Origin of the sequence: Paenibacillus graminis (genome assembly GCF_000758705.1) — a bacterium.
In the GTDB taxonomy this organism is placed as follows: Bacteria; Bacillota; Bacilli; order Paenibacillales; family Paenibacillaceae; genus Paenibacillus_AQ; species Paenibacillus_AQ graminis.
Genome location: NZ_CP009287.1, coordinates 6,395,227 through 6,419,517, shown reverse-complemented (window position 1 = coordinate 6,419,517; position 24,291 = coordinate 6,395,227). Strand labels below are relative to the sequence as shown.

The window sequence follows — 24,291 nt, the reverse complement described above, 5'->3', positions numbered from 1 at the left end:
ATGACTTCGATACTTCCTCATGGAGGAACACTGATTAGACGTGTTGCTGAAGGCGCACAAAGAGAAGAACTGCTTCAGCAGGCTTCCGGTCACCAATCAATTCCCGTGAATACCTGGACTTTATCAGATTTGGATTTAATCGGGGTAGGTGCGTTTTCGCCCCTTACGGGTTTTTTGAATGAAGAAGATTACCATTCCGTTGTCAAAAGCATGCGTCTTGCAGACGGCACGGTATGGAGTATCCCAGTTACGTTGTCTGTTGAGGAAGAAGTGGCCTCCGGGCTTGCCGTGGGCGACAGAGTTTCACTGATCGGTGAAGAAGACGGTGTTATTTATGGACTGCTGGATATTGAGAGTATCTATCACGTGGATCAGCAGTTTGAAGCGCAGAATGTGTTCAAAACCACGGACCCTGCACATCCTGGTGTAAGCAAATTGCTGGCTAGAGCATCAACCTATGTTGGAGGACCTGTTACTGTTCTAAACCGTCCTGCACCTGAGAAGTTCAAAGAGTTTTACTTCGATCCGGCAGAGACGCGGCAAATCTTTGCTGACAAAGGCTGGAGAACCGTTGTAGGCTTCCAGACCCGCAATCCGGTACACCGCGCTCATGAATACATTCAGAAATGCGCTATGGAGGTTGTGGATGCGTTATTCCTTAATCCGTTGGTGGGGGAGACAAAGTCTGACGATGTGCCGGCGAATGTACGCATGAAGAGTTATCTTGCGCTGTTGGAGAACTATTATCCGCAGAACCGTACCTTTCTAGGCGTGTTCCCTGCGGCAATGCGCTATGCCGGGCCACGGGAAGCGATCTTTCATGCGATGGTGCGTAAAAATTACGGCTGCACCCATTTTATTGTCGGCCGCGATCATGCGGGTGTGGGTGACTATTATGGCACCTACGAAGCTCAAGAGATTTTCTCGAATTTCACGGCCGAAGAGCTGGGAATCACTCCTCTATTTTTTGAACACAGCTTCTTCTGTGTAAAATGCGGAAATATGGCTTCCAGCAAAACCTGTCCGCATCCGGGGGATCAGCATTTGACGCTTTCGGGCACGAAGGTTCGAGCGCTTCTGCGGGATGGCAAGTGTCCGCCTCCGGAGTTTACCCGTCCTGAAGTAGCAGAAATTCTCATCGAGGGAATGTCTGTGGAAGTCACCGCCCAATCCTAAATAGCCAGTACTATTTGGCCCTCTTGTCCCATATAGATGAGTAGAATCTATCGGGACGAGGGGGTCTTTGTTATGTCTGGCCGAAAGCAGGGGAAAGTCTCGGTCTGGATCTCGTGGAGCAGCATTAAAAAAGGCATGCTGGGTGCTGTCCTGCTGGCGGTGATGATCGGCATTATTGCCTATGATATGCCAACCGCCAAAACGCTGAATTACTGGAGTCTGCCGCTGTCGGGCAAAGTCATTGCCATTGATGCCGGGCATGGGGGCCCTGACGGAGGAGCGGTCAGCCGGGAGGGCTTGATTGAGAAAGATATCAACCTTTCGGTTTCTCTATATTTGCGGGATTACCTGCAGCAGGCGGGAGCGATAGTGGTGATGACCCGTGAAGGGGATTATGACCTGGCCCAGCAGGATACCAAGGGTTATTCCAAACGGAAAACAGAAGACCTGAAGCAACGGGTAAGAAGCATTGAAGAGAAGAGAGCAGATCTGTTTGTAAGTGTGCATATGAACAGTGTGCCTTCAGGGCGCTGGAGCGGTGCCCAGACCTTCTATTACCCGAATCACACAGGTAACAAAGCGTTAGCGGGTTTTGTGCAGGCTGAGTTAAAAGCAACACTGGAAAATACCGACCGGATAGCCAAGACTGCAAATACCGTATACTTGCTGAAAGCTCTGAAAATGCCTGCTGTCCTTGTAGAGGTTGGCTTCCTTTCTCATCCGCAGGAGTCGGCGCTGCTTGGAGACGATGTCTACCAGCGGAAGGTGGCCACCAGCATCTACCGCGGGATTCTGCGGTACACCTCGGAGCAGCCTTAGGCCGTTACTACGTTTTGCGGAGGGGTAATGTTATAATAGATCCAAAATACCGGAACCTTACCCGTCCGGAGAGGAAATAGAGGTGTTTTCCATGCTGACCAGGGAACAAATTCTTGAACTATTGCAGCCGCTTACTGACCCGGAATCCGGAAAAAGCCTTATTGAATTACAGCTGATTCGCGATATCATGGTCAAAGAAGACCGGATCTCCCTATCGCTTGTATGCCTGGATACCGAAGAGAAAAGCCGCATGGAGCTCGAACAGAAGGTTCGTGACCTGCTGACAGAGGGAGGCGCGGGCAATATTCATATCCGGCTGCGGGATGCTACGGATTATGAGCGCTCTATCCTTCGCGGAGAGAGCACGGAGGACAAGCCGGAGCCGGAACAAAGCGGGAAGCTCAAAGGGCACGCAGCGGGTCTTGAGGGGCACGAGCTGATCAATGAAAACTCAGGTGTGAACTTCATCGCGATTGCCAGCGGCAAAGGCGGAGTGGGCAAGTCTACTGTAACCGTCAATCTGGCGGTTGCACTGGCCCGGAAAGGCAAAAAAGTCGGACTGATTGATGCGGATATCTACGGCTTCAGCATTCCGGATATGATGGGAATTGAAGAAGGCCCGATTGTGGAAGAAGGAACGATTATTCCTGTAGAACGTTTCGGAGTAAAAGTGATGTCCATGGGCTTTTTTATCCGCGAGAATAGCCCGGTTATCTGGAGAGGGCCGATGCTAGGCAAAATGCTCCGCCAGTTCTTCAGCGATGTCGGCTGGGGAGAGCTTGACTATATGCTGCTCGATCTGCCGCCAGGCACAGGCGATGTGGCGCTAGATGTCCATCAGATGCTTCCGCACAGTAAGGAGATTATTGTTACCACCCCTCATGCGACAGCAGCCTTTGTGGCGGCCAGAGCAGGTTCAATGGCTCTGCAGACCGACCATGAGGTCCTTGGAGTCATTGAGAATATGGCTTATTATGAGTGTTCGTCCTGTGGAAAGAAAGATTATATCTTTGGCCGGGGAGGAGGAGCGAGACTGGCGGATACCCTGCACACTGAGCTCCTTGCCCAAATACCTCTGGGTGCACCGGATAATCACATTTCCGAGCCGGACTTCTCACCGTCTGTATACAAGGCGGAGACCGCAACGGCGCAGCTGTTCGCTGAAATTGCTGACAAGCTGATCGCCAGCCATGAGCAGTAACTAAAAAGAGGCCGTTCCCTTTACCGGGATGGCCTCTTTTGTCAACTTAGGAGCCTGAATCATCGCCGCCTTGTTTACTGTCGCCGCCCTGATCCTGTCCTTCTTTACCCCCGCCCTTTTTTTCTACCTTAGGCTGCAGTTCGTCCTGTACTACAGTCTTCAGAAGATCGAGCACCTCCATACGGAACAAAGGATTCTGCATGGCTTCCTGCATGATGGTCATGGATTGCTTCCGGTAATCCGAGGTTTTGGTTAGATCAAGGAACATCTTCATCATTTCAGGTGATTTCATGATTTCGGCGACTGACTTCTGGTACGTCGGATCTTTGATTAGCTGCAGGTGAAGCTCTTTGCTTTGTGAATTGACTGCTTTGGCAAAGTCACCCGCGAACTTCGGATCGGTCATGATTTTCTCAATTTCCTTCTGGTACTCCGGTGCTGTAATTGTGTCCTTTACAGCGACACGAATTTGCTCAGTGGTTTGCATCGGCATCATTTTCATGCTTAATCCGCTGGTGCTGCCTCCTTCGGAGCCGGAGCTTGGAGTGGACAGAGCTTCCTCGACCGCTTTTTTTCCTTCTTCACTTTTCAATATATCTACAACCATGGTCTTCATTTCCTTGTAACTGACTTGTCCGGAAGAGGAACTGCTCTGTTCGCTTCCGCATGCCGTTAAGGCTATAACCATGCTAAGCACCAAGCTTCCAGTCCACAAAGTCCTCCACTTCATTGGCGCTGCCCTCCTTTATGGGATTCCTGCATGTAGTATGCCGCAGAGGCAAGCTTTTATGTTGCCTGGCAATGGTTTTTTGGCGGTAAGCTTGGTAAAATAAATCTGACATGTGGGAGGTGAACAGGCTGAATATAAAGAAATGGTTTTTTTTATTCTGGACGACGCTCTTGATCGGGGCTGGTGGGGCAGTCATTGCCGGATTGGCACTGCAGACTGTAAACGGCGCAATTCATTTCAAAAGCACAGCCGATACTCTGATCTATCCCTTGATTCTTCTTGGCTACGGCATGCTTGTGAGCGTTTACGCCCAACTGGGATTTTTTGCGTACCTTATTCTGAACTACACGGGTATAGGGGTGTTTCCGCGGAGGGTCTGGCAATATGTTCAGGTAGGCCTGTCCGTACTTGCATTGCTTGAACTGATTTTTCTGCGCACATTTATAGGGAGTGGACGAAATGTATCCTCCGATTGGCTTTTAGGCACCGGCATTTTGCTTACTGCTCTTATTGTTGCTTATTTTAAAGTGCGGAGCACGAACCTCTCGGCCTGGATTCCGACATTTTTCTTTATGACAGCCATCACCATCGTTGAGATCATTGGTGTACTTCAGATTGGGGTGGACAGTGCCACTGTATTTATTGTGATTCCGCTGATTGCCTGCAATGCATTCCAAATTCTGATGCTCCACCGTATCTTAAAGCCGATATCCGCATAAGCTGCAGCAAATAACCCCGGTCCTCAGTTCATGAGAGAGTCGGGGTTTTGTTGAAAAAACAAGTATGCCGGCGTTGGCGTTTCAGCTTGATCCGATTAAAACCGGCAGCAGCAGGTTAATCTTTAAGAACAGCTTACATAACTGAAAAGTTTGAGACGACTAGGAGGGAATATATGAACATCAAGCGCTATATGATAAAAGACACAAATGAATCTGTCCTGAAGAAACTCGATCCCGACGAGAGCGGGGACTTCAAATCTAAAGAAGAGGCCGAAGCCAAAACGGCAAAGCTCAAAGAGCGTCTTGCTGAACTGCAGGATATCCTTTTCGCCCAGAAAAAGCATTCCCTGCTAGTCATTCTTCAAGGAATGGACTCCAGCGGAAAGGATGGCACGGTCAAGCACATTTTCTCCGGCATTAATCCTCAAGGGTTCATGGTCACCAGCTTCAAGAAACCTTCCCTGGAGGAAGAGGCTCATGACTTTCTGTGGAGAGTGCATATGAAGACGCCGCCCAAGGGATACATCGCTGCATTCAACCGGTCGCATTATGAGGATGTTCTGGTGCCGCGTGTGCATGGAAATTTGAAAAAAGAAGAAATGAAGCGCCGTTTCCGCTACATCCGCGAATTTGAAGCTATGCTGGCCGAAGAAGGCACAACCATCATCAAGCTCTTTTTGCATATTTCCAAAGATAAGCAGCTTGAAAAGATTCAGGAACGGCTGCAGGACCCGGCCAAACATTGGAAATTTGATGCAAGTGATCTGCAGGAGCGGCAATATTGGGATGATTATCAGGCAGCCTATGATGATGTTTTCAAGGAAACCAGTATTGATACAGCACCCTGGTATTGGATTCCGGCCAATCACCGGTGGTACCGCAATTACCTGGCTTTAGCCATTGTTGTCAAAACCCTGGAGGGGTTGGACCTGAGCTACCCGAAACTGGATACCCCCACACCCGATATTTCGAAGCTCATCTCTCCAAGACATTAAAAACTGTTGGCCCCACCTGCACCAGGAGCACTGCGATACCACCCTGATTTTTACATCCCGGCGGCATCCTCCAAGCCATCATTTAGCATGGCGGAATCCCGGACTTCTTTGCCGTCAGCACTGCCCTGGCTGATTAGTTCGGAGACCGTGACAAATTCATACCCTTGGCTGCGCAGATTATCAATAATCTGAGGAAGGGCCTCGTGGGTCTGCTTGCAGGAATCGCTGGCATGCAAAAGCACAATATCACCAGGATGCGCCTTGCTGGTTACTCGTTTGACGATATTGTCCACGCCGATGTTTTTCCAATCCAGCGAGTCAGTATCCCACTGAATAACCTTGTAGCCCAGGTCGGTTGCCACCTGAAGTACCCGTTTGTCAAAATCCCCATTCGGCATCCGGATCAAATTTGGCTCTTTCCCGGTCAGCTCAGTCAGCACAGTATGTGCAGTAGTGATTTGGGTTTTTATTTCTTCATTGCTTAAGGCACTGTAGTTCACGTGCTTGTGGCCGTGGCTGCCGATTTCGTAGCCAGCGTCTTTAATGCTTGTAACGATTTCGGGATGTGTCTTGCTCCAGGGGGATGAGAGGAAGAAGGTCGCTTTATCTACCTTTTTATCTTCGAGCACCTTCAGAATCGGTCCAGGCCGTTTCTCTCCCCAGCTGATGTCAAACGTTAAGGCGATGAGCTTCTTTTCCGTCGGCACACTGTATATGGCGGAAGGGGCCGTTTCCGAAAAAACGGTAATATTGCCTCTCTCGACATAGACGACACCGGCAGCAAGAAGCGCAGCGGCAAAGATATAAATGAACCGTTTTATCTTTTTGCCGCTGAATACATAAAAAGAATTCATAATGTCAGCGCTCCTCTCCCATGCGAAATGCTTGTTTGTTCTAAATGTATGCTCGTACAGGGCGCTTATGACCTTATATATGTCCAACATACTTTCAGGAGGTAATTATGCTGTCTTTCCCCGCTTTCGCCAGAGATTTATCTACCATCCGCAAAGCCTTACTGCTCGCACTTTTATTATTTGTGGCGGGAGGAGTGATGGGCTGGATTGGCACCGGCAGCCTGCAAACGCTGCTATCCGGGCAGTTGGAGGGTTTAAGTAAAATCAGCGGCAGCCTTAAGGAGTCCGCACATCCGCAGTGGAGTTTTTTTCAGTTTATTTTTATGAACAACAGCATCAAAGGCGTGCTCATCATCTTTTTGGGCGCTATTTTTGGCATACTGCCCGCATTGTTCTTATTGATTAATGGTGGCGTAATCGGCTACCTGATTCATATTTCGGCCATTCAAGGCATGAATTTGTTTGACCTTATCGTTAAAGGCCTTCTCCCCCACGGCATTATTGAAATTCCTGCCATCATCATTGCCTGCGCATTTGGCTTACAGTTTGGCTGGAATGTAATCTCCGATCTGTTCAGTTCAGCTGCTGCAAGAGAAAAGAGAAGCGGTGCGTGGCCGGCCTTTATGCGCCAAACCATAAGAGCCTCCATATGGATAGTGATACTATTATTCGTGGCAGCCATTATTGAGAGCACAATTACATTCTCACTTTTATCATAAAATTTCACAGAAATGAGCATAACATTAAAGGCATTCGATTTTGAGTTTTGCCGGGAAGGAATGCACGCGTGGATTCGGAGGAAGCCATAAGGAATTTTTTAATAATTATGGTTACAGATACGATGCTCCGGTTAATCTAGTGTAAGTGGATATATAACCCCCTCTTCCCATCCCATGGACTATCTTCTATGCACAAGCAACGGCGCTTACGGATTTTGTTGGATTTAATTTCATGAAGGAGGCCAAGCATATGTTGGGAATGTTGTTCAACGAGAAGGAATGCAAGGAGCTGGACTATGTTTTGCGTAAAGAGCTTGATGAAATGCTCCTTGATTTAAGTGATCAACGCTTGGACCAAAATATCAGGCATGCTATTGCCAACCGATATAAGACTGTGTTTCGGATGTACGCGCGGTTTGCCCCGCAGAAGGAGCTGTCCAAATATGCATGGGGAGGACGCTATTCCCAATCTAAACATTAGAACATTTGATTTTAATTAAATAGGTTGACTAAAAGGGAGCCGCTGTGATACATTATATCTCGCGCTCCTTTTCAATGTTTTGGAGAGCAGCAAATGGCAGGTAAAGATGAAAAAATCTTTTTTTAAAAAAGTACTTGCCAAATGCATAGGCGCTGTGATATATTATAAAGGTCGCTGCTGACAAGCAACGATGAAGTAAAAAAGACATTGATCTTTGAAAACTGAACAACGAGTGAGTGGGATTTCACGCAAGTGAGATCCAAATTAGAGAATATTTTATTCTCGTCAGATGTTTCAAAATGAGCAATCGCTCTTTTCAATATCTTTTTCGGATGGTTATTTTCTCGGAGTAATTCGGGTGAAGTAACCGCTCGAAAAAACCTATTTGGAGAGTTTGATCCTGGCTCAGGACGAACGCTGGCGGCGTGCCTAATACATGCAAGTCGAGCGGATTTACTGGAGTGCTTGCACTCCAGTAGGTTAGCGGCGGACGGGTGAGTAACACGTAGGCAACCTACCCTCTAGACTGGGATAACTACCGGAAACGGTAGCTAATACCGGATAATTCCCTGGCCCCCCTGGGCTAGGGATGAAAGGCGGAGCAATCTGCTGCTAGAGGATGGGCCTGCGGCGCATTAGCTAGTTGGTGGGGTAACGGCCTACCAAGGCGACGATGCGTAGCCGACCTGAGAGGGTGAACGGCCACACTGGGACTGAGACACGGCCCAGACTCCTACGGGAGGCAGCAGTAGGGAATCTTCCGCAATGGGCGAAAGCCTGACGGAGCAACGCCGCGTGAGTGATGAAGGTTTTCGGATCGTAAAGCTCTGTTGCCAGGGAAGAACGTCCGGTAGAGTAACTGCTGCCGGAGTGACGGTACCTGAGAAGAAAGCCCCGGCTAACTACGTGCCAGCAGCCGCGGTAATACGTAGGGGGCAAGCGTTGTCCGGAATTATTGGGCGTAAAGCGCGCGCAGGCGGCTATTTAAGTCTGGTGTTTAAACCTTGGGCTCAACCTGGGGTCGCACTGGAAACTGGGTGGCTTGAGTACAGAAGAGGAAAGTGGAATTCCACGTGTAGCGGTGAAATGCGTAGAGATGTGGAGGAACACCAGTGGCGAAGGCGACTTTCTGGGCTGTAACTGACGCTGAGGCGCGAAAGCGTGGGGAGCAAACAGGATTAGATACCCTGGTAGTCCACGCCGTAAACGATGAGTGCTAGGTGTTAGGGGTTTCGATACCCTTGGTGCCGAAGTTAACACAGTAAGCACTCCGCCTGGGGAGTACGGTCGCAAGACTGAAACTCAAAGGAATTGACGGGGACCCGCACAAGCAGTGGAGTATGTGGTTTAATTCGAAGCAACGCGAAGAACCTTACCAGGTCTTGACATCCAACTAACGAAGCAGAGATGCATTAGGTGCCCTTCGGGGAAAGTTGAGACAGGTGGTGCATGGTTGTCGTCAGCTCGTGTCGTGAGATGTTGGGTTAAGTCCCGCAACGAGCGCAACCCTTGACTTTAGTTGCCAGCAGGTAAGGCTGGGCACTCTAGAGTGACTGCCGGTGACAAACCGGAGGAAGGTGGGGATGACGTCAAATCATCATGCCCCTTATGACCTGGGCTACACACGTACTACAATGGCCGGTACAACGGGAAGCGAAGCCGCGAGGTGGAGCCAATCCCAGCAAAGCCGGTCTCAGTTCGGATTGCAGGCTGCAACTCGCCTGCATGAAGTCGGAATTGCTAGTAATCGCGGATCAGCATGCCGCGGTGAATACGTTCCCGGGTCTTGTACACACCGCCCGTCACACCACGAGAGTTTACAACACCCGAAGTCGGTGGGGTAACCCGCAAGGGGGCCAGCCGCCGAAGGTGGGGTAGATGATTGGGGTGAAGTCGTAACAAGGTAGCCGTATCGGAAGGTGCGGCTGGATCACCTCCTTTCTATGGAGAATCGTTTCCTGCAATGGAAACATTCAAATCGGAAGCTTGACTTCCATTAGAACCCTTGGGTTCGAACACTCACTCGTGTTCAGTTTTGAAAGAGCAAGTCTCTTTCGTATGCGTTTGGTGGCGATAGCGGAGGGGTTCCACACGTACCCATCCCGAACACGACCGTTAAGCCCTCCAGCGCCGATGGTACTTGGACCGAAGGGTCCTGGGAGAGTAGGACGCCGCCAAGCGGACAACCAATCCTTTGGTTGATTCCTAAATGTTATATATGTTATATGGGCTTTTAGCTCAGTTGGTTAGAGCGCACCTCTGATAAGGGTGAGGTCGGTGGTTCGAGTCCACCAAGGCCCACCATATAACAATTAATCTCCAAACGGCATCTCACCTTTGAGATGAATGTATGGGGCCATAGCTCAGCTGGGAGAGCGCCTGCCTTGCAAGCAGGAGGTCAGCGGTTCGATCCCGCTTGGCTCCACCAAACTTGTTTTAAAAGAGTATAGGCAAGACCTTGATCCTTGAAAACTGGATACCGAAACGAAAATGCGTTTTAGAACATCTTTTAGCTGAAACTTGTGTAAGCAAGTTGAAATAGTTATTAGTTGATACAGCGATTTTCCCTGCGGGAAAACGCATGGTTAAGCTAATAAGAGCACACGGAGGATGCCTAGGCGCCAGGAGCCGACGAAGGACGTGGCGAACAACGAAACTGCCTCGGGGAGCTGTAAGCAAGCTTTGATCCGGGGGTGTCCGAATGGGGAAACCCAGCTGTGGTAATTCGCAGTTACTCATACCTGAATACATAGGGTATGCAGAGGCAGACCAGGGGAACTGAAACATCTAAGTACCCTGAGGAAGAGAAAACAATAGTGATTCCGTCAGTAGCGGCGAGCGAACGCGGAACAGCCTAAACCAGGGGGCTTGCCCCTTGGGGTTGTGGGACGTCTCACATGGAGTTACAAAGGAATAGGGTAGGCGAAGAGGTCTGGAAAGGCCCGCGATAGAGGTAAGAGCCCTGTAACCTAAACCCTGTTCCCTCCGAGACGGATCCCGAGTAGTGCGGGGCACGTGAAACCCCGTATGAATCCGGCAGGACCATCTGCTAAGGCTAAATACTACCTGGCGACCGATAGTGAAACAGTACCGTGAGGGAAAGGTGAAAAGCACCCCGGAAGGGGAGTGAAATAGAACCTGAAACCGTGTGCTTACAAAAAGTCAGAGCCCGATCTATGGGTGATGGCGTGCCTTTTGTAGAATGAACCGGCGAGTTACGTTTAACATGCAAGGTTAAGGTGAGAAGCCGGAGCCGCAGCGAAAGCGAGTCTGAATAGGGCGACTAAGTATGTGGACGTAGACCCGAAACCGTGTGATCTACCCCTGTCCAGGGTGAAGGTGCGGTAACACGCACTGGAGGCCCGAACCCACGTATGTTGAAAAATGCGGGGATGAGGTGGGGGTAGCGGAGAAATTCCAATCGAACTCGGAGATAGCTGGTTCTCCCCGAAATAGCTTTAGGGCTAGCCTCGGTGAATGGAGTCGTGGAGGTAGAGCACTGATTGGGTGCGGGGCCCGCAAGGGTTACCAAGCTCAGTCAAACTCCGAATGCCATGGACTTCTTGCCGGGAGTCAGACAGTGAGTGCTAAGATCCATTGTCAAAAGGGAAACAGCCCAGACCATCAGCTAAGGTCCCCAAGTGTGTGTTAAGTGGGAAAGGATGTGGAGTTGCACAGACAACCAGGATGTTGGCTTAGAAGCAGCCACCATTGAAAGAGTGCGTAATAGCTCACTGGTCGAGTGACTCTGCGCCGAAAATGTAACGGGGCTAAACACACCACCGAAGCTATGGCTAGATACGTATGTATCTGGGGTAGGGGAGCGTTGTATGTAGATTGAAGGTGTACCGTAAGGAGCGCTGGACCGCATACAAGTGAGAATGCCGGTATGAGTAACGAAAAGATCAGTGAGAATCTGATCCGCCGAAAGCCCAAGGTTTCCTGAGGAAGGCTCGTCCGCTCAGGGTAAGTCGGGACCTAAGGCGAGGCCGACAGGCGTAGTCGAAGGACAACAGTTTGAAATTACTGTACCACCGTAATCCGCTATGAGCGATGGGGTGACGCAGGAGGGTAGTGACGCGGACTGATGGATGTCCGTCTAAGCAGTGAGGCTGGTGTGCAGGCAAATCCGCACACCGTAAGGCTGGGCTGTGATGGGGAGCGAAAATTACAGTAGCGAAGGTCATGATCTCACACTGCCAAGAAAAGCCTCTAGCCAGGAGAAGGTGCCCGTACCGCAAACCGACACAGGTAGGCGAGAAGAGAATTCTAAGGCGCGCGGAAGAACTCTCGTTAAGGAACTCGGCAAAATGACCCCGTAACTTCGGGAGAAGGGGTGCCTCGGTAGGGTGAATAGCCCGAGGGGGCCGCAGTGAAAAGGCCCAAGCGACTGTTTAGCAAAAACACAGGTCTGTGCGAAGCCGCAAGGCGAAGTATACGGGCTGACGCCTGCCCGGTGCTGGAAGGTTAAGGGGAGCGGTTAGGGGCAACCCGAAGCTGTGAACCGAAGCCCCAGTAAACGGCGGCCGTAACTATAACGGTCCTAAGGTAGCGAAATTCCTTGTCAGGTAAATTCTGACCCGCACGAATGGCGTAACGACTTGGGCGCTGTCTCAACGAGAGATCCGGTGAAATTTTAATACCTGTGAAGATGCAGGTTACCCGCGACAAGACGGAAAGACCCCATGGAGCTTTACTGCAGCTTGATATTGAATTTGGGTACGATCTGTACAGGATAGGTGGGAGCCGTAGAAGCCGGAGCGCAAGCTTCGGTGGAGGCGCCGTTGGGATACCACCCTGATCGTATCTAGGTTCTAACCTGGTACCCTAAACGGGTACGGGGACCGTGTCAGGCGGGCAGTTTGACTGGGGCGGTCGCCTCCTAAAGAGTAACGGAGGCGTTCAAAGGTTCCCTCAGAATGGTTGGAAATCATTCGAAGAGTGCAAAGGCAGAAGGGAGCTTGACTGCGAGACCTACAAGTCGAGCAGGGACGAAAGTCGGACTTAGTGATCCGGTGGTACCGCATGGAAGGGCCATCGCTCAACGGATAAAAGCTACCCTGGGGATAACAGGCTTATCTCCCCCAAGAGTCCACATCGACGGGGAGGTTTGGCACCTCGATGTCGGCTCATCGCATCCTGGGGCTGAAGTAGGTCCCAAGGGTTGGGCTGTTCGCCCATTAAAGCGGTACGCGAGCTGGGTTCAGAACGTCGTGAGACAGTTCGGTCCCTATCTGTCGTGGGCGCAGGAAATTTGAGAGGAGCTGTCCTTAGTACGAGAGGACCGGGATGGACGTACCGCTGGTGCACCAGTTGTTCCGCCAGGAGCATGGCTGGGTAGCTACGTACGGACGGGATAAGCGCTGAAAGCATCTAAGCGTGAAGCCCCCCTCAAGATGAGATTTCCCAATTAGTAAGACCCCTTGAAGACGACGAGGTAGATAGGTTGGAGGTGGAAGTGCAGCAATGCATGGAGCTGACCAATACTAATCGGTCGAGGGCTTATCCAAAAAGTAAAACGCAGATTCGTTTCGGATTCAGTTTTCAGGAATCAAATTGTAAGTCGTGCGGTCCAAGTGGCCACATGATGAAGATTTGCTTTCAGCATTTGGCGATGCTGAGACCTGAATTACGCATTTGTACCGCAAGTGCCCGTTTGGTGGCGATAGCGGAGGGGTTCCACGCGTACCCATCCCGAACACGACCGTTAAGCCCTCCAGCGCCGATGGTACTTGGACCGAAGGGTCCTGGGAGAGTAGGACGCCGCCAAGCATATATTCCCTGATAGCTCAGTTGGTAGAGCACTCGACTGTTAATCGAGTTGTCACAGGTTCGAGTCCTGTTCGGGGAGCCATGCTCTCATAGCTCAGTAGGTAGAGTGCTTCCATGGTAAGGAAGAGGTCACCGGTTCGAATCCGGTTGAGAGCTCCACAAGTTTTTGAGGCCCGTTGGTCAAGGGGTTAAGACACCTCCCTTTCACGGAGGTAACATGGGTTCGAATCCCATACGGGTCACCAATTTACATCTTCGAATTCTGGGATGAGAATCCATTAGGTTCGTTGAAGCATCGGCTTCGTAAGGAATACATCGCAATCTCGTAACGGAGTGAAGAGTATCCCATACGGGTCACCCAATATTTTGATCAATTATTTTCCCTTGAGGACAACCATACATATGGAGGCTTAGCTCAGCTGGGAGAGCATCTGCCTTACAAGCAGAGGGTCGGGGGTTCGAACCCCTCAGCCTCCACCATAATCGTTCTCATATTGAAAGTGATTGTGGGCACACTATAGGTATCCATCATAGGGGATTAGCCAAGCGGTAAGGCAACGGACTCTGACTCCGTCATCATAGGTTCGAATCCTATATCCCCTGCCAAATGGGAGCCATTAGCTCAGTTGGTAGAGCACCTGACTTTTAATCAGGGTGTCGAAGGTTCGAGTCCTTCATGGCTCACTTTTATTAGTATCATGCGCGTGTGGCGGAATGGCAGACGCACCAGACTTAGGATCTGGCGTCTTACGACGTGGGGGTTCAAGTCCCTTCACGCGCATTACTTTATTTGCGGACGTGGCTCAGCGGTAGAGCATCGCCTTGCCAAGGCGAGGGTCGCGGGTTCGATTCCCGTCGTCCGCTCCATAGGTTTAATTTTTGCGCCCTTAGCTCAGCTGGATAGAGCGTTTGACTACGAATCAAAAGGTCGGGAGTTCGAATCTCTCAGGGCGCGCCATTTTACTTCTTGAATCTTCAAAGTGTCCTCCAGATTCGAACGAGTTCGTTGGAGCATAAGCTTCGATAGGATTACTTCGCAATCGGATGCGTAAGCAGCCGTATCTCTCAGGGCGCCATTTTATTTCTTGAATATTTAACGGGATGTAGCTCAGCTTGGTAGAGCACCTGGTTTGGGACCAGGGGGTCGCATGTTCAAATCGTGTCATCCCGATTTTACACCTGTGCGGGTGTAGTTCAATGGTAGAACTTCAGCCTTCCAAGCTGATAGCGTGGGTTCGATTCCCATCACCCGCTCCATAATTTTATAAGTTACGGGATGTAGCTCAGCTTGGTAGAGCACCTGGTTTGGGACCAGGGGGTCGCATGTTCAAATCGTGTCATCCCGATCGTTCAGCTTGTGAGCTGGCAATGAACTCTTACTTTTGTAAGAGTTTTTTTGTATTTAAGAAATTTTATTTGTTTTTGAATTCAAACGAATAGCATGAAGAAGTTTATGGCATGAATTACTATATTCTGGCGCTAAAGAGAACATATGTTCCTTACTCGTCCAAAAAAAAGATGACTTCCGGTGGAATGCCAATCCGCAGGTAATAGCTCAATAAAGGCTCCTCTTGTTCGGGTGAACTCCCGGACGATAAGAGCTTGACGGCAAATAAATTAGCTTGGCGTTCCAGCTTTCCAGGCGAAAAATAAGAATTCTCCTCCAGAAAAAAACGGTTGATTCCTTTATGCAGGCGGTCATGGCCGAGCTCATGCGCACAAACAAAACGCTGCCACTCCAAAGGAAGCTCATTATGAATTACGATAAATCTTCGTCTAAGCTTCCGGTAATACAAACCCTTCGTACTCTGTCCAAGGTTCATGAACCGAATATGTATGCCTAGTGCTTCGGAGAGCTCGAAGGGGCTGTTCGTTTTATATTTTTTGATCAACTTATTGATGATCTCATCCATATTCTTCACCCACGCATATTAATGTATGTGATGTTATTCAACTCTTGCCGCTGCTTGAATCGTGCTTGGGTATCGTTCTTTTATTCATCTTCTTGGCATCCCAGAAGAGACCGGTCAACACATCTTTAATCCGCTGTTTGTCTTCTTTATTCAAAGGAATCCCGTCAAACATAAGCTCCCCGTCATCCTCCAGCATTTTGCGGAAATCCCGCTTATCCTTATTTGTGGCCCATTCAGGAACCTTATCTTCAGCACCGCTCAGCATATCCCCGGCTAAATAGCCTGCATGTTCCATAAGCTCTTCATAGGGTATCTCAGCAGCCTCAGCGATCTTGCGCAAGGTAGCTGGTTTCGGCACCCCTCTCAGTCCGTTTTCGATCCGGGAGATCTGCGCACCGCTTATGCCTGCAAGAGAGGCCAGCTGATTGATTGTCAGCCCTTTGTGTTCCCGAAGCTGTTTCAGGTAATTGCCGAATTCTTCTGCCATCGTTGATCACTCCTTATCACCTATTGCTCTATTAATAATAATATAAGCCATTATTGTCAATAGGTAAACATGAAGTGAACAATAATGCCAAAAGGTAATACCCGTCGTGTAACTAAGAGAAATCGTGATAATAGGTATTTTCTCCTTACAAACGGCCTTATATGGGATTTTACGGAATTGGTAATAAGGTGGTATATTATTGGAAAAGGCGAACAATATACGAACAAGAAGAATTTTACCACATATCTCAGGAAACTTCTGCAATAATCATCCGAAACCAGCCCAAATGCAAAGGAGTGCATATATGATGATGAATTTATCTTCTTTACCTGAACTGGACCGCCGTCGTACACAAACCACTATAGAGAGCATGTTGGAGAAGTACCGTATTTTTAAGACGGTTACTTTTGAAGCAAAGGAAGCGGGTATAACGTATTCCTACTCCGAGAGATTTCACGGTCCGACCCACACCATTACTGACCAGACCGCTGCCGTAGCCACTCATAACGTAGATGTTCCTGCCGCAAGAAGAGCCTACTGTGCTGCATTGGATTCGGTAGTGGACAGGCTGGACAAGCGGGAGCAGCAGCTCGTGCGGGAACGCTATATGCGCAGAGATGAGGTATATGATTACACCGTATACAATCATGTATTTGATCCGCCGGTCAGCAAGGATACTTATGTTAAAATACGGTCCAAGGCATTCTACAAGATGGCTCTTGCACTGACGGACCTGGGGCTGTTGTCGCTCGATTCACTTTTGAAAAACGGATCATCTATGAAGCAAGAAGAGCTGAACAACAGGGGACTGCCGAGCTCATATTAGGGAGTGAGGTGAAAATAAATAGAACACTGAAGTTCGAATAAAAAGCGAATGCTGTATTGTCCGAAGGGATGATGCAGCTTTTTTGTTGGGAAGGAATATGCCCTAGCAGCCTATCGAAAGGGAATTAAGTTTTAACCGCTTAAAAACCGCCCTGAATCCTCTCAATGTTCTCTATAATCTCGTCCGAATACCGGCTCCATGCGGAAATAAAGGGGGTATGATGTTAGCATGGCAAATGAAGCAGAAGGACACCGCAGGAGCATGAATGCTCCAAGAATTCAGCCATTTGTAAAAGACGAATACCTGATTTTTCACGGTGAAAGCTTCTTCTGGCACCTGCCACATTACAAGGCGGATATAACTCCTGCAGAGGGGGATATCCGTTTTTAGTTTACCTATGAGAGGGGGAATACAAGGCTAATTATTAATGGACTTAAAGGTTAATGCCATCGGGTGATCGTGCCAGCAGGGTCAGGAAAGGATGCTTATTATGTCTGTACAACAATTGCGGAATCACATCAATGCTGCCCTTGGCCGCTACTTTCCGGATGTACCGGTATATGTTAGCGGGGAAAAACCGCAGGCTGCTTATTTTGAGCCTGGGTTAATCTCGGCAACGCTTGACAGGCAGCGGGAGGGCAGATACCTGGCGGTCTATCGTTTTGGTATCCGTTATGAACAAGGAAGCCGCCTGAATGCGGAGAATATGGCTGATGGCTTAAGTGAAGCTTTGGCTTCTATGGAGCGTGAAGGCGAGGCTTTTCGCGTAATTAGACAAGCTTGGGAGGCAGGCGCTGAAGGGAAAGGACCGCTGTTTACGGCTGATTTCATGATCTATCTGCAAACTGCAGCAGTTGAGAAGGTGCCTATGGGTCATATGACGGGAGGAGAAAGACTGAAATGAATACAAATGAAGTGAGTGACACAGCTTTCAGCACAAAGCAGATTGTAAACTCGTCGCACTTTTCCCCTGGGGAAAAAGATGTGCTGAACGTTATTTTGCTCGAGGATCAGAGCTATACGCTGGAAGAAGCAAGAGAGCAACTGAAGAGCTTTTTAACTAAGGAGGTTATCTAATGGCTGGTGGAACATGGACAACGCAAAATAAGGTGCGCCCTGGGGTGTACGTGAATGTAGCATCAAATCAAAGTGCAATTGGCAAAATGGGGACACGTGGCATTACAGCGCTCGCGCTTTCTCTTTCTTGGGGAGCACCGGGAGTCATTACAAAGATTACTGCCCAGGAAGATTTTGAAAAGGTGTTGGGTTACGATTTGGGGCATCCTTCCCTGCTGCCGGTGCGCGAAGCGCTGAAGCGGGCTAGCACATTGCTGCTCTATCGTTTGAATGAAGGCGTGAAAGCAGCGGTAACGAATAATGGTCTGCAGGTTACGGCCAAGTATGGTGGCGAGCGTGGTAATGATATCTCTGTAATCATTGAAAAAAATATTGAAAATAATGTTTTGTTCGATGTGAAAACACTTGTAGGCGGAACAGAGCTGGATAAACAAACTGTTGGCAACGCGGATGATCTCACAGCTAACGATTATGTCACGTTCCAGAAGAACGGGACTGAGGGCTTGACTCTGACGGCAGGTATGCGTCTTGCAGGTGGAGCGAGTGGTACAGTAACGAACGCAGCGCATAGTGATTTCCTGGGTGCCCTTGAAGTTCAAGAGTTCCAGACGGTCGGGCTGCTGTCCAAGGACAATTCGCTGAAGGCGCTGTATAGCGCTTTTGTGAAACGGCTCCGGGATACGGAAGGCAAAAAGGTGCAGGCTGTAGTGTCTGATTATGCTGCTGCCGGCCATGAGGGCATTATCAGTGTGAAAAACGGGGTTGTACTGAGCGATGGGACTACTATTGATGGTGAGCACGCGGTTGCCTGGGTAGCCGGTGCTACGGCAGCTGCTGCCGTAAACGAGTCCCTGACTCATCAATCCTATGATGATGCCATAGATGCCGATGTGCGCCTCAGCCATTCTGAGACGACAGAAGCCCTGCTGGGCGGTGAATTTCTCTTCACTTACAGCGGCGGACGGGCTGTTGTGGAGCAGGATATTAACACTTTTACGGCTTATGCACCGGATAAAGGCAGAGCCTTCTCCAAAAACCGTGTACTCCGTGTGCTGGATGGGATTGCAAATGATTTGAAGTCTATCTTTGAAACGTACTACATCGGCAAGGTTGCCAATAATGAAGATGGCCGGGCCTTGTTCTGGTCGCAATGTGCGACTTATATGAATGATCTGCAGAATATCGGGGCCATTGAAGATTTTAAGGCTCAGAGTGATGTTGTGGTTGCAGCCGGTACGGATAGCGACAGCATCGTTCTGGATGTAGCTGTAAAACCGGTCGATTCGGTAGAAAAAGTATATATGAAAGTGAAGGTGGTCTAAGATGGCATTTTTGAAGGCTAGCGATACTCTTTCCGGCCAGGAAGGCCGTGCTTATGCTGTGATTGGCACACAAACAGAAGAGATGTTCTATGTAAAAACGCTTGAAGCCACCGTGGAGAAAACAAAAGCGGAAGTGAAAACACTCGGACGCCGGGGGGTGCAGCATAAAGCGACCGGATGGTCGGGCAGCGGCACGATGACGATTTTTTATATGACCAGCCGTTTCCGTCAAATGATGCTCGACTACATGCATACAGGTGTGGATCAGTACTTCGATATCGAGGTTACTAATGATGACCCTTCATCAAGTGTCGGGGCGCAGCGGATCATTCTGAAAGGTGTAAACCTGGACAGCGTGATTATGGCTTCACTGGATACGGAGTCGGATGCACTGGAGGAAGAAGTCAGCTTTACCTTTGAGGATGTACAGATTGCCCAGGCATTTGGCAGCCCTGGAGTTCAGTAATAAGAGCAATACAGATCTGAGCAAGTACGGCCCGGACGCAGCAGGCGGCGGGTCTCTTCTCTATCTGTCCGGTATAACCTAAGTCTTTGCTTCCAGAGCGGGTTTGGTACGAAGTGAATCTGGTAGCTTAAGCTCACAACATTTTGGAGGAGAATAAACAATGAGTGAATTAAGTATGTTTTTTGCGCAAAATGTGGACTGTGATACAACGGAGGAATTTGTGGTTTCCCAGCGCTTTAAGGATAAAGAGGGGCATCCTGTGGCCTGGAAGCTGCGCAGCATGACCGAGGATGAGAACCAGGAATGCCGCAAGGCGGCTACCCGCAAGGTTAAGGGGAAAAATGGGGTGTATACCTCCGAGATTGATCCCAATGACTATATGGCCAAGTTGATGACTTCGAGCGTAGTGCATCCCGATCTGAAAAATGCGGAACTGCAGCGTTCCTATAATGTACTTGGTGCTGAGGCCTTGCTGCGTAAAATGCTGCTCCCCGGCGAATTCGCGGCACTTGGTGAACGGGTGCAGGCGCTTAACGGCTTCAGCACTGACATGAACGAATTGGTGGATGAAGTAAAAAACTAATCAACGGGGGCGACAGTGAAGCCAACCTGGCTTATTACGCCCTCCACGAGCTGCACATTTTACCGCATGAGCTGATGAAGCTGACTTCGCGCGAGCGCGCTGCCATCTATGCGATGATCGCTGTCCGGGTGGAGAAGGAGAAGCGGGAGCAGTCGCGGAACAAGGGGAAGAGGAGATAGGGGATGAAGGGGGTGGAAGAATGAGAATAGATGTTTCTAGAGCCGTGATGCTTCCGGTCAAGTCGCTTGCGATCTGGAAAGTGTTAAATAAACAGTCCCTGCGTATTGGTGTCAAGCTGGATCTTGCCAACCGTTCAATTAAGGGAATGCAAGCAGCACTTACACGCTCCAGTGATGAATTAAACCGTTCCTTGGACAAAGTTAACCAATCTTTGCTGGATATTAATGATACGCTGCTGGAAGGCTTCAAGCGAATGCCGCCGCAAATTCTGGTCTCCAGAGACGTTGTTGCCGGACAGAGTCAGCAGGCGGGTCAGTCCCAGCAGCTTGGGGTGCGTATGCTGAATGCTTCTCCAACCGTACAGGCGGCTAAGAAGGAAGAAGAAAAGGCCAAAAAGGTGGAATGGTGGAAAGGGTTCGAAAAGAAAGCAAAAAAGGAAGAAAAGAAAGAAGAAAAGAAACCTGAAGTTAAAGTTGAGCCTGTATCTACACCCAAGATCAATTTGAAAAAAGAGCCTCCGGTTCCGCCAGTCCCTCCAACGCCGCCACAACCAGATTCCAAGATACTGAATTTTTTGAAGACTGCGGACTGGGTTACCCCGTTCAACAAGATTAAGTCTTTCGGGGAGAAGGCAGTTAAGGCTGCTGTAAAACCAGGAGATATTGCCGACTGGAACAAGTTGAATAAAAATGTGGATACGGCAATGGGCAAAATCGGTGAAAAGGCGCTGGGGGCCCTGCGGCCTGTAATGGATACACTGAGTAAAGCGCTCACCTCCGGCCAACTGGCCCCAACGATTGACGCACTGGCAAATGGCTTTCTGGTGATAGCCAATGTAATCGGCATGATTGTGGATGGATTATTATGGCTGGTTGGTGTGGTGCAGGAGAATTGGGCGATTATTGAACCGATTCTTATCGCGATAGCGGTTGTCTATCTGGCGGCTATGATCGTTCAGGTATATTTGCTTGCTGCAGCCTGGCTGGCTGCGAACTGGCCGATTCTAATCGTGATTGCGGTAATCGCGGCTCTGATATTAATCTTTCAGAATCTAGGGATATCGGCGGGGCAGGTTGTAGGGGCTATCGCGGGGGCGTTCAGCTGGTTGATGGCGGTTTTCCAAAATATTTGGATAGGCCTGCAAAATGGATTTTACGTGGTTTGGGACGGCATTGTTAATGGAGTTAATACTGCAATTCTTTTTGTGAAGCAATTGTTATATGGCTTAGGTATGGGTACGCTGGATGTCCTCTATAATATGGCGGTTGGTGTTGAGAGCTTTGCTGATGGTTTTGTGAAGGTTATGGCGGAGGCCATCCGTTGGGTGGTTGACAAGTTCAACGGCATGGCTGAAGCGTTAAGCAAAATTCCTTTCTTCGATAAGATGGGGATTGGCACTATTAAGATTGATCTGGATGGACTTAAGGTTCCCCATGCCGCCAGCGAGCTGGTGGATAAGTACCGTAAAGAATTCAAAACGCTGGAACCGCCTGAGAATATTACTAAGCAGGAAACGAAACATAAAGATTACGTTGATACGAAAGATGCTTTTAACTCCAGCTATACACAGGCTAAAGAATGGACAGACAACAAGGTCGATAGTATTTCGAGTGCATTTTCTGATAAAGGACGCGAAGCTTCCGATGCGGCCGAGAAATTAACAAAGCCGGCAGCAAGCGGACAACAGGCCCAGAATACCACCAGTCTTTTTGCCAATCAGGGCGGCAACCTGAACAATGTGAACAGGGTAAATGAGGTCGGAACCATCAACGACACCGTAGACATCTCCAGCGAGGATCTTGAAATGATGCGCGAGCTGGCGGAGATTCAGGCCATTCAGAACTTTGTGGAGCTGACGCCCACGGTGCAGGTGACCACGGGCAACATCAACAATGCCGGGGACATCGATACGATCATCAACAAGATCGGGCAAAAGCTGAATGAGGAATTTGTCTCTACGGCCCAGGGGGTGTATACGTAACGTGGAAGAATACGGTTTTTTCTTGAGTTTTAATGAGCTGGAGGATCTCTTCCGGCTGCCTGTGAATCCGGAGACGCTGGAAATCAAAGAGTCGGGAGACAGCAAAAGCTATACCATTGTCGATCTGGGTGAAATCAATGCCATTGCCTATCCGAAGCTGACGGAGATCACGCTTGAAAGTATCTTCCCGGCGCAGCATTATCCTTTTGTACTGGTGCGCAGTGAGGGGCCTAACCGGTTGCTGCGGCCTTTTGAATATGTGGAGATGATCCAGAAATGGATGAAGAGCCGCAGGCCGATCCGTTTTGTGTTATCTGGAGTGAGCTTGAAGGGAGAGCGTGAGGATTCGTCCGTACCGAATGATTTGGCCTTGAATATGGCCATGAGTATCGAGAGCTTTACCTGGAAGCTTAGCGCGGGCACCTCCGGTGACGTGGAGTATTCACTATCCCTCAAAAAGTACGTGTTCTACCAGGCCAGTCCTGTAAAGATCGTAAAGGGCCAAGTTAAGGCAGAGCCAAAGCGGGCGAGCGATAAAGCGGCCCCCAAAACGTACACGATGAAAGCAGGCGACAGTCTGTGGAGCATTGCCAAGAAGGTTCTCGGTGATGGCCAGAAATATAAAGTGATACAGAAGCTTAACGGCATCAAGGACTCTGAGCTGAAAAAGCTGCCCATCGGCAAAGTCCTTAAGCTGCCGTAGGAGGGGAAGCGTATGGAACTGCTGTTGAAGAATAAAGAAGGGCTCTTATGGGATATTGCCGGCATTGTCTCAGATCTCTCCTGGAAGACGTCACGGGCAGGTAAGCCAGCAACGCTGGATATGACTATTATCGATAGTGGCATTTATCAGCACCCCAAATTTAAGATCAGCAACGGGGATATTGTCCAGTTCCGCAAAGATGGCATCAATGTGTTCTACGGGTTCGTGTTCAGCATTGATACCGGAAGTGATCAGCAGATCAAGTTGACGGCCTATGACCAGATCCGCTATCTGCTCGGCAACGGGAGCTACGTGCTTCAGGATGTTACAGCCAGTGAGCTCATCACAAAAATTGCCAAGGACTACGGATTGAAGACAGGGGTGCTGGAAGAGACGGCCTACCGCATGCCTTCTTTAATAGAAAATGATAAGAAGCTGCTGGATATTATTATGGGGGCTATTGGCGGTGAGATGGAGAAGAAGGGGCAGCTAATGGCTTTTTATGATGACTTCGGCAAGCTGACACTGCGGGGAATGGACTCGATGAAGCTTGATCTGGTGCTGGGAACAGGACATTATCTGTATGACTATTCGCTCAAAAAAAGCATTGATGATGATACCTACAATACGATCTATCTCTATAAGGACAACAAAGAGAGCGGTAAGCGGGAGTTCTACCCGGTCAGCGACCCGGAGAATGTGAAACGCTGGGGTACTCTGCATCTCTACAAAAAAGCCGATGACAAGGCGAACGCCGCTCAAATCCGGGAGAACGCAGACAACCTGCTGAAGATGCATAACCGGGAAAAAACAAGTCTTTCTGTTCAGGCAATAGGCGATCTGCGGGTTCGTGCAGGCAACCTGATTTATGTGCTGCTGGATGCGCTGGACACCAAGCTGTTTCTGGTGGAGCAATGCAGCCATAAGATTTCCGGCGGGGAGCATACCATGTCTCTTGATATAAAGGTGGTGTAGAAATGATGCTTGATATTATTAAAAAAGCAAGTCTCGGCGCCGTAGGGAGTACCAATCCTGTGGCTTTTTCATATGGGACGGTAACTGTGGCGGCACCGCTGCAGATTCAGGTGGACCAGCGGTTTATTTTGTCAGGAGCCGCTCTGGTTCTTCCCGAATCCGTCATGGAGAGCAAGCTAGAATGGGATGGAAGGGAGATCGTTCTGCGCCGGGGACTTGAGAAGGGTGACCGTGTCCTGATGGTGCGGATGCAGGGCGGGCAGAGTTATGTTGTACTGGACAGGCTGGTGGATCCGGTATGATACCCGAAAT

Annotated in this window: 22 protein-coding genes, 14 tRNA genes and 4 rRNA genes; 36 read left to right on the top strand and 4 right to left on the bottom strand. The window is 49.5% G+C overall.

The window, feature by feature from the left end; genetic code table 11:
• The 3 genes from sat to PGRAT_RS27785 all read left to right on the top strand — a co-directional run bounded on the left by sat (nucleotide 1) and on the right by PGRAT_RS27785 (nucleotide 3,196).
• Nucleotides 1-1,176 (top strand): sulfate adenylyltransferase, encoded by a 1,176-nt coding sequence (sat, locus tag PGRAT_RS27795; RefSeq protein ID WP_025706571.1) that lies wholly within the window; start codon nucleotides 1-3, stop codon nucleotides 1,174-1,176.
• A gap of 72 nt (nucleotides 1,177-1,248) precedes the next feature.
• The gene (gene cwlD, locus PGRAT_RS27790; RefSeq protein ID WP_025706570.1) at nucleotides 1,249-1,995 is read left to right on the top strand and encodes an N-acetylmuramoyl-L-alanine amidase CwlD; all 747 of its coding nucleotides are present in this window, start codon (nucleotides 1,249-1,251) and stop codon (nucleotides 1,993-1,995) included.
• Between the two features lie 91 nt (nucleotides 1,996-2,086).
• The gene (locus PGRAT_RS27785; protein WP_025706569.1) at nucleotides 2,087-3,196 is read left to right on the top strand and encodes an Mrp/NBP35 family ATP-binding protein; all 1,110 of its coding nucleotides are present in this window, start codon (nucleotides 2,087-2,089) and stop codon (nucleotides 3,194-3,196) included.
• 46 nt (nucleotides 3,197-3,242) lie between these two features.
• Here the strand turns inward: PGRAT_RS27785 and gerD are convergent, their stop codons facing one another.
• On the bottom strand, nucleotides 3,243-3,926 hold the full coding sequence (gene gerD / locus PGRAT_RS27780) for a spore germination lipoprotein GerD (protein ID WP_025706568.1): 684 nt from the start codon (nucleotides 3,924-3,926) through the stop codon (nucleotides 3,243-3,245).
• A 110-nt stretch (nucleotides 3,927-4,036) separates the two neighbouring features.
• On the opposite strand from gerD, the gene PGRAT_RS27775 reads away from it, so the two are divergent.
• Complete coding sequence (locus PGRAT_RS27775) at nucleotides 4,037-4,645, top strand: KinB-signaling pathway activation protein (protein WP_420329526.1); 609 nt, start codon at nucleotides 4,037-4,039, stop codon at nucleotides 4,643-4,645.
• 173 nt (nucleotides 4,646-4,818) lie between these two features.
• On the top strand, nucleotides 4,819-5,640 hold the full coding sequence (locus PGRAT_RS27770; protein WP_025706566.1) for a PPK2 family polyphosphate kinase: 822 nt from the start codon (nucleotides 4,819-4,821) through the stop codon (nucleotides 5,638-5,640).
• A gap of 50 nt (nucleotides 5,641-5,690) precedes the next feature.
• Here the strand turns inward: PGRAT_RS27770 and pdaB are convergent, their stop codons facing one another.
• Entirely contained in the window at nucleotides 5,691-6,494 is an 804-nt protein-coding gene (gene pdaB, locus PGRAT_RS27765; protein ID WP_025706565.1) for a polysaccharide deacetylase family sporulation protein PdaB, read from the bottom strand.
• A gap of 107 nt (nucleotides 6,495-6,601) precedes the next feature.
• Here pdaB and PGRAT_RS27760 point away from each other — a divergent pair, with 107 nt between their 5' ends.
• From PGRAT_RS27760 to PGRAT_RS27665, 20 genes are all read left to right on the top strand, one after another.
• Nucleotides 6,602-7,213 carry a stage II sporulation protein M gene (locus tag PGRAT_RS27760; RefSeq protein ID WP_025706564.1) on the top strand — a complete coding sequence of 204 codons (612 nt, stop codon included), beginning with the start codon at nucleotides 6,602-6,604 and terminating at the stop codon, nucleotides 7,211-7,213.
• Between the two features lie 250 nt (nucleotides 7,214-7,463).
• Nucleotides 7,464-7,694 (top strand): hypothetical protein, encoded by a 231-nt coding sequence (locus tag PGRAT_RS27755; protein WP_025706563.1) that lies wholly within the window; start codon nucleotides 7,464-7,466, stop codon nucleotides 7,692-7,694.
• A 382-nt stretch (nucleotides 7,695-8,076) separates the two neighbouring features.
• Nucleotides 8,077-9,635 (top strand): 16S ribosomal RNA (locus PGRAT_RS27750).
• A 122-nt stretch (nucleotides 9,636-9,757) separates the two neighbouring features.
• A 5S ribosomal RNA gene (gene rrf, locus PGRAT_RS27745) occupies nucleotides 9,758-9,874 on the top strand.
• Nucleotides 9,875-9,921: 47 nt separating this feature from the next.
• Nucleotides 9,922-9,998, top strand: a tRNA-Ile gene (locus PGRAT_RS27740).
• A 48-nt stretch (nucleotides 9,999-10,046) separates the two neighbouring features.
• Nucleotides 10,047-10,122, top strand: a tRNA-Ala gene (locus tag PGRAT_RS27735).
• 155 nt (nucleotides 10,123-10,277) lie between these two features.
• Nucleotides 10,278-13,204 (top strand): 23S ribosomal RNA (locus PGRAT_RS27730).
• A gap of 145 nt (nucleotides 13,205-13,349) precedes the next feature.
• Nucleotides 13,350-13,466, top strand: a 5S ribosomal RNA gene (rrf, locus tag PGRAT_RS27725).
• The 16S, 23S and 5S rRNA genes sit together here with 14 tRNA genes alongside, the layout of an rRNA operon.
• Before the next feature lie 6 nt (nucleotides 13,467-13,472).
• Nucleotides 13,473-13,548, top strand: a tRNA-Asn gene (locus PGRAT_RS27720).
• Between the two features lies 1 nt (nucleotide 13,549).
• Nucleotides 13,550-13,625, top strand: a tRNA-Thr gene (locus PGRAT_RS27715).
• 11 nt (nucleotides 13,626-13,636) lie between these two features.
• Nucleotides 13,637-13,711 (top strand) — tRNA-Glu (locus tag PGRAT_RS27710).
• A gap of 159 nt (nucleotides 13,712-13,870) precedes the next feature.
• Nucleotides 13,871-13,946, top strand: a tRNA-Val gene (locus tag PGRAT_RS27705).
• Between the two features lie 52 nt (nucleotides 13,947-13,998).
• Nucleotides 13,999-14,072 (top strand) — tRNA-Gln (locus tag PGRAT_RS27700).
• A gap of 5 nt (nucleotides 14,073-14,077) precedes the next feature.
• Nucleotides 14,078-14,150 (top strand) — tRNA-Lys (locus tag PGRAT_RS27695).
• A gap of 16 nt (nucleotides 14,151-14,166) precedes the next feature.
• Nucleotides 14,167-14,247, top strand: a tRNA-Leu gene (locus PGRAT_RS27690).
• A gap of 11 nt (nucleotides 14,248-14,258) precedes the next feature.
• Nucleotides 14,259-14,333, top strand: a tRNA-Gly gene (locus tag PGRAT_RS27685).
• 14 nt (nucleotides 14,334-14,347) lie between these two features.
• A tRNA-Arg gene (locus PGRAT_RS27680) sits at nucleotides 14,348-14,424 on the top strand.
• Between the two features lie 139 nt (nucleotides 14,425-14,563).
• A tRNA-Pro gene (locus PGRAT_RS27675) sits at nucleotides 14,564-14,637 on the top strand.
• Nucleotides 14,638-14,649: 12 nt separating this feature from the next.
• A tRNA-Gly gene (locus PGRAT_RS27670) sits at nucleotides 14,650-14,723 on the top strand.
• Nucleotides 14,724-14,738: 15 nt separating this feature from the next.
• Nucleotides 14,739-14,812, top strand: a tRNA-Pro gene (locus tag PGRAT_RS27665).
• A gap of 153 nt (nucleotides 14,813-14,965) precedes the next feature.
• Here the strand turns inward: PGRAT_RS27665 and PGRAT_RS27660 are convergent.
• Entirely contained in the window at nucleotides 14,966-15,379 is a 414-nt protein-coding gene (locus PGRAT_RS27660) for an ImmA/IrrE family metallo-endopeptidase (RefSeq protein ID WP_025706748.1), read from the bottom strand.
• 37 nt (nucleotides 15,380-15,416) lie between these two features.
• Nucleotides 15,417-15,866 carry a helix-turn-helix domain-containing protein gene (locus tag PGRAT_RS27655; RefSeq protein ID WP_025706747.1) on the bottom strand — a complete coding sequence of 150 codons (450 nt, stop codon included), beginning with the start codon at nucleotides 15,864-15,866 and terminating at the stop codon, nucleotides 15,417-15,419.
• Between the two features lie 310 nt (nucleotides 15,867-16,176).
• On the opposite strand from PGRAT_RS27655, the gene PGRAT_RS27650 reads away from it, so the two are divergent.
• From PGRAT_RS27650 to PGRAT_RS27610, 11 genes are all read left to right on the top strand, one after another.
• Nucleotides 16,177-16,692: an ArpU family phage packaging/lysis transcriptional regulator gene (locus PGRAT_RS27650; RefSeq protein ID WP_025706746.1), complete on the top strand. Its 516-nt coding sequence runs from the start codon at nucleotides 16,177-16,179 to the stop codon at nucleotides 16,690-16,692.
• Nucleotides 16,693-16,920: 228 nt separating this feature from the next.
• A complete protein-coding gene (locus PGRAT_RS33565; RefSeq protein WP_155990450.1) occupies nucleotides 16,921-17,082 on the top strand; it encodes a hypothetical protein in 162 nt (53 codons plus the stop codon).
• A gap of 100 nt (nucleotides 17,083-17,182) precedes the next feature.
• Nucleotides 17,183-17,596 carry a phage tail terminator family protein gene (locus tag PGRAT_RS27645; protein ID WP_025706745.1) on the top strand — a complete coding sequence of 138 codons (414 nt, stop codon included), beginning with the start codon at nucleotides 17,183-17,185 and terminating at the stop codon, nucleotides 17,594-17,596.
• On the top strand, nucleotides 17,593-17,769 hold the full coding sequence (locus PGRAT_RS33820) for a hypothetical protein (RefSeq protein WP_167337240.1): 177 nt from the start codon (nucleotides 17,593-17,595) through the stop codon (nucleotides 17,767-17,769). The genes PGRAT_RS27645 and PGRAT_RS33820 overlap by 4 nt, the downstream gene beginning before the upstream one ends.
• Entirely contained in the window at nucleotides 17,769-19,091 is a 1,323-nt protein-coding gene (locus tag PGRAT_RS27640) for a phage tail sheath family protein (protein WP_042267517.1), read from the top strand. Before PGRAT_RS33820 ends, PGRAT_RS27640 begins: the two co-directional genes overlap by 1 nt.
• A 1-nt stretch (nucleotide 19,092) precedes the next feature.
• On the top strand, nucleotides 19,093-19,557 hold the full coding sequence (locus PGRAT_RS27635) for a phage tail tube protein (protein WP_025705233.1): 465 nt from the start codon (nucleotides 19,093-19,095) through the stop codon (nucleotides 19,555-19,557).
• Between the two features lie 160 nt (nucleotides 19,558-19,717).
• Nucleotides 19,718-20,140: a phage tail assembly chaperone gene (locus PGRAT_RS27630; RefSeq protein WP_025705232.1), complete on the top strand. Its 423-nt coding sequence runs from the start codon at nucleotides 19,718-19,720 to the stop codon at nucleotides 20,138-20,140.
• Between the two features lie 199 nt (nucleotides 20,141-20,339).
• The gene (locus PGRAT_RS27625) at nucleotides 20,340-22,301 is read left to right on the top strand and encodes a phage tail tape measure protein (RefSeq protein ID WP_025705231.1); all 1,962 of its coding nucleotides are present in this window, start codon (nucleotides 20,340-20,342) and stop codon (nucleotides 22,299-22,301) included.
• 1 nt (nucleotide 22,302) lies between these two features.
• Nucleotides 22,303-23,004, top strand: coding sequence for a LysM peptidoglycan-binding domain-containing protein (locus PGRAT_RS27620; protein WP_025705230.1), 702 nt, complete (start codon nucleotides 22,303-22,305; stop codon nucleotides 23,002-23,004).
• A 12-nt stretch (nucleotides 23,005-23,016) separates the two neighbouring features.
• Nucleotides 23,017-23,979 (top strand): XkdQ/YqbQ family protein, encoded by a 963-nt coding sequence (locus tag PGRAT_RS27615; RefSeq protein ID WP_025705228.1) that lies wholly within the window; start codon nucleotides 23,017-23,019, stop codon nucleotides 23,977-23,979.
• A gap of 5 nt (nucleotides 23,980-23,984) precedes the next feature.
• On the top strand, nucleotides 23,985-24,281 hold the full coding sequence (locus tag PGRAT_RS27610) for a DUF2577 domain-containing protein (protein WP_025705227.1): 297 nt from the start codon (nucleotides 23,985-23,987) through the stop codon (nucleotides 24,279-24,281).
• Nucleotides 24,282-24,291 lie beyond the last annotated feature (10 nt).